The 279-nt window shown below is 52.3% G+C and carries 1 protein-coding gene; it reads left to right on the forward strand.

Annotated elements, in window-relative coordinates; translation table 11 throughout:
* Window positions 1-279: response regulator (locus tag ACSNOG_RS33210; protein WP_436756387.1), on the forward strand; the 279-nt coding region annotated here is incomplete at both ends.

Below are 279 nucleotides of genomic sequence, written 5' to 3' on the forward strand. Positions count from 1 at the left end.
GTCCATTGACTGGGAGGATTATGGCGTCAGCGAGGTTCTTCAGGTGGAGGATGGGGCTGAAGCGCTTCGGAAGGCGACCATTCATCGACCGGAAATTGTTATTACGGATATCCGAATGCACAAGCTGAACGGCATTGAATTCGCGGAACGGTTGGTTGCTGCCTGTCCGGACAGCAAGCTTCTCTTTATAAGCGGTTATATGGACGTCGCTTACTTGAAAAGCGCGATCCGCCTCGCTGCCGTAGACTTTGTCGAGAAACCGATCAAGCTGCCTGAGAT

Origin of the sequence: Streptomyces sp. URMC 124 (genome assembly GCF_051386455.1) — a bacterium.
Classification (GTDB): Bacteria; Actinomycetota; Actinomycetes; order Streptomycetales; family Streptomycetaceae; genus Streptomyces.